The following is a 6,381-nucleotide window of genomic DNA, read 5'->3' on the forward strand; positions in this document are numbered from 1 at the left end:
GGATCGTCCCGCCGGCGTCGCGGAAGGCGGTGTACTCGGCTACCACGTCGTCGACGACGCCGTACTTCTCCTCGTCGGCGCAGTGCGGGCTCATGGTCAGCGAGGTAAAGGCCACGGGCAGGGCCTTCTTCAGGTCGCTGAGCTTCTTGTCCGGGTTGCGGTCCAGCATCGCCAGGATCGCTGCGGCGGCGACCAGGCCGTCGTCATAACCGCGGCCGATCGGCGGGTTCATGAAGAAGTGGCCGGACTTCTCGAAACCGGCGAGCGCCCCCAGTTCCGCCGTCTTGCGCTTGATGTAGGAGTGGCCGGTCTTCCAGTAGACGGTCTTGGCGCCGTTGGCCTTCAGCACCGCGTCGGTGGCGAAGAGGCCCGTCGACTTCACATCCACGACGAAGGTGGCGTCCTTGTGCAGCGCCGACAGGTCGCGGGCCAGCATCAGCCCGATCTTGTCGGCGAAGATCTCCTCGCCCTCGTCGTCCACCACCCCGCAGCGGTCGCCGTCTCCGTCGAATCCGAAGGCCAGGTCCGCGCCGTGCTCGCGCACGGTCTTGGCCATGGCGTGCAGCATCACGCTGTCTTCGGGGTTCGGGTTGTAGCGGGGGAAGTTGTAGTCGAGGTCGCAGTCCATCTCGATGATCACCGCGACGCCCATCTTGGCCAGCGCCTGGGGCGCGAACGCGCCGGCCGTGCCGTTGCCGCACGCAGCCACCACGGTCAGCGGGCGCTTGATGCTCACGCGCGAGGCGGCGTCCTCGATATAGCGCTCGGCCACGCCTGCGACGTGGGTCAGCGAGCCGCCCGGCCGCTCGGACCAGCGGCCCTCCAGCACGATCTCCTTCAGCCGGCCCATCTCGTCGGGGCCGAAGGTGAGCGGCCGCTGGGCGCCCATCTTCACGCCGGTCCAGCCGTTCTCGTTGTGGCTGGCGGTGACCATGGCCACGCAGGGCGCGTCCAGGTCGAACTGGGCGAAATAGGCCATCGGCGAGACGGCCAGGCCGATGTCCAGCACCTCGCAGCCGGCCGCCAGGAGCCCCAGGGTCAGCGCCTGCTTGATCGACAGCGAATAGGAGCGGTAGTCGTGCCCGACCACGATCCGCTTCTGGCCCATCTCGTGGATCAACGTGCCCAGCCCCAGGCCCAGCGCCTGGATGCCCATGAGGTTGATGTCGGGCCCGAACAGCCAGCGCGCGTCGTACTCCCGGAACCCGGTCGCCTTGACCAGCGGGACGGTCTCGTAGTCGAGCGTGTTGGCGATCAGGTCGGCGCGGGGTTTGGGCAGCATGGAAACTCCGGGGGAACGCGTGTCAGGCGTTTCTCTACGCGAGCCCATAGGCCCTTCGCCACCACCTAAGGCTTAACGGCGGAGCCTCGATGGCCCGTGCCCGCCTACATCACTCCGGCGCGGAGCAGGTCGTGGACATGCAGGATGCCCACCGGCCGCGCATCTTCGACCACGAACAGCACGGTCACCGCCGGCAGCGGGTCGCTCATCAGCGCCAGCGCTTGGGCGGCGAGGGTTCCAGGCTCCACGGTCTTCTTCGGCCCGGGGGTCATGACCTGGCCGGCCGTGTGGTCCAGCAGGCCGTCGATGTGGCGGCGCAGATCGCCGTCGGTGATGGCGCCCACCAGCCGGCCTTCCGCATCGGTGACGCCCACGATCCCCCACCGCTTTTCGCTCATCACCAGCAGGGCGTCGCGCATCGGCGTTTCGCCGACAACCAACGGCAATTCGCCGACGCCATGCATCAGATCGCCCGCAGTCCGCAGCATGGCGCCCAGCTTGCCGCCAGGGTGCAACACGCCGAAGTCCTGGGGTCGGAACCCGCGCCGCTGCAGCAACGCCACCGCCAGCGCATCGCCCAGCGCGATCTGCAGGGTGGTCGAGGTGGTCGGCGCGTTGAGTTCGTCGGCCGCCTCGGGCGCGTTGGGCAGCAGCAGCACGATCCGCGCCGCCCGGCCCAGCGCGCTGTCCGCCGCCGCGGTCATGGCGATCAACGGAATCGCGAAGCGCTGAGCATAGGCCAGGATGTCGGCCAGCTCGCGCGTCTCGCCGGTCTTGGACAGCGCCAGGATGACGTCGTCCGGGCCGATCATGCCCAGGTCCCCGTGGCTGGCCTCGCTCGCGTGCACGAACATCGCCGCCGAGCCCGTCGAGGCGAGCGTCGAGGCGACCTTGCGCGCCACATGGCCGGACTTTCCGATCCCGGTGCAGACGATCCGGCCCTTGGCCGCGAACAGCACCTCCACCGCCTCGGCGAAGGCGCCGTCCAGCTCCGCCGCCAGCCGGCTCAGCGCCTCGGCTTCGGTCTGCAGCACGCGGCGCCCGACGCCGATGGTGTCCTCGCGAGAACCATGTGCGGTCATTGGTTGGGTGCGATCGCCTCGTTCTGGATGTTGCGCACTGCCTCGCGGGCCAGGTCGAGGCGCTTCTGGGCGGCCTCGGTCTCGCGGCGCATGGCGGCCTGCATGGCCGCGGTGCGCTGCACCGGCTCGTGGCCGAACGGGGCGGGCGAGCGGTCGCCGAGGCCCTGGGGCCAGACCATGGCCAGGGCGATGGCCGCAGCGGCGGCGACGCCCAGGAGCGGCAGGTAGAAGCGGTCCAGCATGGCCCCGCTATAGCCCGCCCCACCCGTTCGAGAAACCTTGACGCGGACGGGGCCGACGCCCTAGCCCGGTGGCCGCATCTCGTAGGAGTTCCCCGTGCCGACCCTGATCCTGCTGCGCCATGGCCAGAGCGAATGGAACCTCGCCGACCGCTTCACCGGCTGGGTCGACGTCGACCTGACCCCGCGGGGCGAAGCCGAGGCGGCCAAGGGCGGCGAGCTGATCAAGGCCGCCGGCCTGGCCATCGACCGCTGCTTCACCTCAGTGCAGACCCGCGCCATCCGCACCGCCTGGCTGGCCCTCGCCGCCGCCGGCCAGGCCTTCGTGCCCGAGGTCAAGGACTGGCGCCTCAACGAGCGGCACTACGGCGGCCTGACCGGCCTCAACAAGACCGAGACCGCCGCCAAGCACGGCGAGGCCCAGTACATGGCCTGGCGGCGCTCATACGACACCCCGCCGCCGCCCCTGCTGCCCGGCGGCGAGTTCGACTTCGCCAAGGACCGCCGTTATGCCGGCGCGACCCTGCCCGACACCGAGAGCCTGAAAACCACCCTGGCCCGCGTCCAGCCCTATTGGGAGGCGGAGATCGCGCCCTGCCTGAAGCGCGGCGAGACCCTGCTGGTGGCCGCGCACGGCAACTCCCTGCGCGCCATCGTCAAGCTCCTGTTCGGCGTCTCCGACGACGCCATCGTCGGGGTCGAGATCCCCACCGGCAATCCGCTGGTGATCGACCTGGACTCGGCCCTCAAGCCGACCGCCGCCCGCTATCTCGACCCGGAGCGCGCGACCGCCATTCCGCCGATCTGAGAGGCGAGCGCGCCGCGGACTATTTCGTGTTTGAGTCTGGCGACGCTGACGCGTCCTCGACGCTTCGGGGTAAGGTGCGCACGATGAGCCCCGACGAAGACCACATGCGCCGCGCAATCTCCCTCGCCGCGACCCGCGTCGGCCTGACCGGCGACAACCCGTCCGTCGGCTGCGTGCTCGTCCGCGAAGGCGCGGTGGTCGGCGAGGGCGTGACCGGCGAGGGGGGCCGTCCGCACGCGGAGGAGGCAGCCCTCGCGGCGGCTGGCGATGGCGCACGCGGCGCCACGGCCTACGTCACCCTGGAGCCGTGCGGCGAACGGTCCTCCGGAACCCCCTCGTGCAGCGACCGGCTGGCCGACGCGGGGGTGGTGCGCGTGGTGGTCGCCTGCGCCGATCCGTCGGTGTTTGCGGCGGGCAGGGGCGCGCATCGGTTGCAGGCCGCGGGGGTGGCCATAGACCAGGGGTTGCTGCAAGCCGAAGCCGCCCCTCTTTACGCCCAGTACGCTCCGGCCAAATCCCTGGAAAGTCGCCGTTAATCCGGCCGCGCTAACATGGTTCACGGAAATCTAGTGAACCTGCGCCGCATGTCCCTGCCCAACACCAGAACGCTCGTCCAGGTCCACCTCAACCAGGCGGAGGTCGACGCCGTCTGCGCCAAGCACGACCGCCTGTGGACCGCCAAACCCGGCGGCGCGCGCGCGGTGTTCGCGTTCAAGGACCTCTCGGGCGCCGACATGCGCGGGCGCAACCTCTGCGACGCCGACTTCACCGGCGCGATCCTGAACGATTGCCGGTTCACCGGCGCGCGGCTCGACAACGCCAACCTCTTCTGCGCCGACCTGACCGGCGCCGACCTGCGCGACGCCTCTCTGCGCCGCGCCGACCTGCGCGGCTCGTGCATGCGCAACGCCGACCTCACCAACGCCGACATGTTCGAGGCCGACCTGCGCGAAGGCACGCTCGCCGCCGCCAGCCGCCAGCTCGGCTTCCAGCGCCTGGAGACCGGCAATGCGGCGCTGGGCGAGCTGCAGGGCGCCATCCTGGCCGGCGCCAACCTGGAACGCTCGCGCCTGTCCGGCGCCATGGCCGTGCGCGCCGATTTCACCGACGCGATCCTCAAGGACGCCAAGCTGGTGCGCGCCAACCTCAAGCAGTGCTCCATGCGAGGAGCGAACCTGTCCGGCGCCGACCTTTCCGGCGCGGACCTCGCCGGCGCCGACCTGCGCGACGCCATCCTTGTGGGCGCGCGAACCACGTCGTGGAACGTCAGCGACGTCAACTTCGCCGGCGCGCTCACCGACGAGCCGGCGGGGCGCGCCGTGCAAGACCTGCCCTACGCCCAGATGATCAAGGACCACGCCCGCTGGTGCGAGACCGGCGGCGGCGAGGGCAAACCCTCGTCCTTCGACAGCGCGGACCTGCGCAGCCTCTCGGCGATCCGCGGCTACAACCTCACGGCGCTCTCTGCCAAGGGCGCCGTGTTCTACGGCCTCGACATGGAGGGGGTTCAGCTGCAGGGCGCGCACCTGGAGGGCGCCGACCTGCGCAACACCATCCTGCGCCGCGCGGACCTGCGGGGCGCCCGCCTCGTCGGCTGCAAGCTGTCCGGGGCCGACCTTCGTGACGCCCAGATGGGGCCGCTGCTGCTGGGCGCCGACCGGGTGATGCCCTGCGACCTCACGGGGGCCCAGCTCAAGGGCAGCGATCTCACCGGCGCCGACTGCCGCCATGCGATCTTCACCAACGCCGACGTCAGCCGGGCCAACTTCACCAACGCCAGCCTGAGGCAGGCCAACTTCTCCGGGATCGCGCGGCACGGCGCCCGCGGCCTCGACGAAATCATCTGATGGCAGGCTTCCGCATGCCGTCCAGCGAGCCCAACATGACGGGCCGCCGGCGTCTCAGCGACGGTGAGCTGACGATGCTCATGGACAACCACGCCCGGTTCCTGACCGGCGTCGGCGGCAAGCGGGCGCAACTGCCCTTCGTGGACTTCTCCGGCTTCCAACTCGCAGGTCGCAAGCTTGCTGGCGCGGACATGCAGGGCTCGCTCTTCGACGGCGCGCACATGGCCGGCGTGGACCTTTCCGGGGCCAACCTCTCGGGGTGCGACCTGCGCCGCGCCGACCTCCGGGGCGCGATCCTCCGCAAGGCCAACCTGCGCGGCGCCTGTCTATCCGGCGCCAACCTTGCCGGCGCCGACCTTACCGAGGCCGACTTCCGACCGGGCATCGTGGCCCGGCCGCACCCGACCAAGGGCTACCCGTCCGTGATCGAGGAGGATCGCGGCGGCGAGGTCGACGGGGCCAACCTCTCCGGCGCCACCCTGGACGGCTCGCGCTTGGACGGGCTCTACGCCGCCGGGGCGGACTTCTCGGACGCTTCGCTCAAGGGCGCAAAGCTGTTCAACGCCAACCTGAAGGGGGCCAACCTCTCGGGAGCCTGTCTGGCCCAGGTGGAGATTTCCGGCGCTGTCCTGGAAGACGCGGAGTTCGACGGCGCCGACATGAGCGGCGTGGTGCTGGCCAGCGCCCGCACGCACGGCGCGAAGCTGGCCGGCATGGTGGTCCCGCCGACCCGCGACGACATCGCCCGGGCCGAGAAACTGGTGATCCAGGCGCAGGCCCACCACAGCTGGGTGGACACCGGTGGCCGCGAGGGCGGGCCGGCCCGCCTCGACAACGCCGACCTGCGCCCTGCCGCCGGCGCCCTCAAAGGCCTCAAGCTCACCGCGATCAGCGCCAAGGGCGCGAACCTCGCCGGCCTCGATCTCACCGGCATCCAGCTGCAGGGCGCAAACCTCGACGGCTGCGACCTGCGGGGCGCGATCCTGGTTGCGGCCGACCTGCGCGGGTGCCGCCTCGCCGGCGCCGACCTCACCCGGGCCAACCTCACCGACGCCAACCTGGGCCCGCTGCCGCTCTCCGCCGATCGCTCGACCCCGACCAGCCTGAAGGGCGCACGCCTGCG

At 70.9% G+C, this 6,381-nt stretch carries 6 protein-coding genes and 1 pseudogene (1 of these 7 cut by a window edge); 4 read left to right on the forward strand and 3 right to left on the reverse strand.

Annotated elements, in window-relative coordinates; all coding sequences use genetic code 11:
* From QZV94_RS11570 to QZV94_RS11580, 3 genes and pseudogenes are all read right to left on the reverse strand, one after another.
* Positions 1–1,282, reverse strand: a pseudogene (locus QZV94_RS11570) (phosphomannomutase/phosphoglucomutase) (it extends 228 nt beyond the left edge of the window).
* A gap of 104 nt (positions 1,283–1,386) precedes the next feature.
* Positions 1,387–2,364, reverse strand: coding sequence for an SIS domain-containing protein (locus tag QZV94_RS11575; protein ID WP_293678039.1), 978 nt, complete (start codon positions 2,362–2,364; stop codon positions 1,387–1,389).
* The gene (locus QZV94_RS11580) at positions 2,361–2,606 is read right to left on the reverse strand and encodes a hypothetical protein (protein ID WP_293678040.1); all 246 of its coding nucleotides are present in this window, start codon (positions 2,604–2,606) and stop codon (positions 2,361–2,363) included. The genes QZV94_RS11575 and QZV94_RS11580 overlap by 4 nt, the downstream gene beginning before the upstream one ends.
* Before the next feature lie 94 nt (positions 2,607–2,700).
* On the opposite strand from QZV94_RS11580, the gene QZV94_RS11585 reads away from it, so the two are divergent.
* The 4 genes from QZV94_RS11585 to QZV94_RS11600 all read left to right on the forward strand — a co-directional run.
* Positions 2,701–3,411, forward strand: coding sequence for a 2,3-diphosphoglycerate-dependent phosphoglycerate mutase (locus QZV94_RS11585; RefSeq protein WP_293678041.1), 711 nt, complete (start codon positions 2,701–2,703; stop codon positions 3,409–3,411).
* An 83-nt stretch (positions 3,412–3,494) separates the two neighbouring features.
* Positions 3,495–3,947, forward strand: coding sequence for a deaminase (locus QZV94_RS11590; protein ID WP_293678042.1), 453 nt, complete (start codon positions 3,495–3,497; stop codon positions 3,945–3,947).
* Positions 3,948–3,995: 48 nt separating this feature from the next.
* On the forward strand, positions 3,996–5,258 hold the full coding sequence (locus QZV94_RS11595) for a pentapeptide repeat-containing protein (RefSeq protein ID WP_293678048.1): 1,263 nt from the start codon (positions 3,996–3,998) through the stop codon (positions 5,256–5,258).
* Positions 5,258–6,381: pentapeptide repeat-containing protein (locus QZV94_RS11600; RefSeq protein WP_293678043.1), on the forward strand; the 1,124-nt coding region annotated here is incomplete at its 3' end. The genes QZV94_RS11595 and QZV94_RS11600, both read left to right, overlap by 1 nt.

Source organism: uncultured Phenylobacterium sp. (assembly GCF_902826855.1).
GTDB lineage: Bacteria > Pseudomonadota > Alphaproteobacteria > Caulobacterales > Caulobacteraceae > Phenylobacterium.

What these genes read in the sequence shown, in the direction of transcription:
- QZV94_RS11590 (WP_293678042.1), top strand. Translation starts at nt 3,495, where the DNA reads ATGAGCCCCGACGAAGACCACATGCGCCGCGCAATCTCCCTCGCCGCG.
- QZV94_RS11580 (WP_293678040.1), bottom strand. Translation starts at nt 2,606, where the DNA reads ATGCTGGACCGCTTCTACCTGCCGCTCCTGGGCGTCGCCGCCGCTGCG.
- QZV94_RS11595 (WP_293678048.1), top strand. Translation starts at nt 3,996, where the DNA reads ATGTCCCTGCCCAACACCAGAACGCTCGTCCAGGTCCACCTCAACCAG.
- QZV94_RS11575 (WP_293678039.1), bottom strand. Translation starts at nt 2,364, where the DNA reads ATGACCGCACATGGTTCTCGCGAGGACACCATCGGCGTCGGGCGCCGC.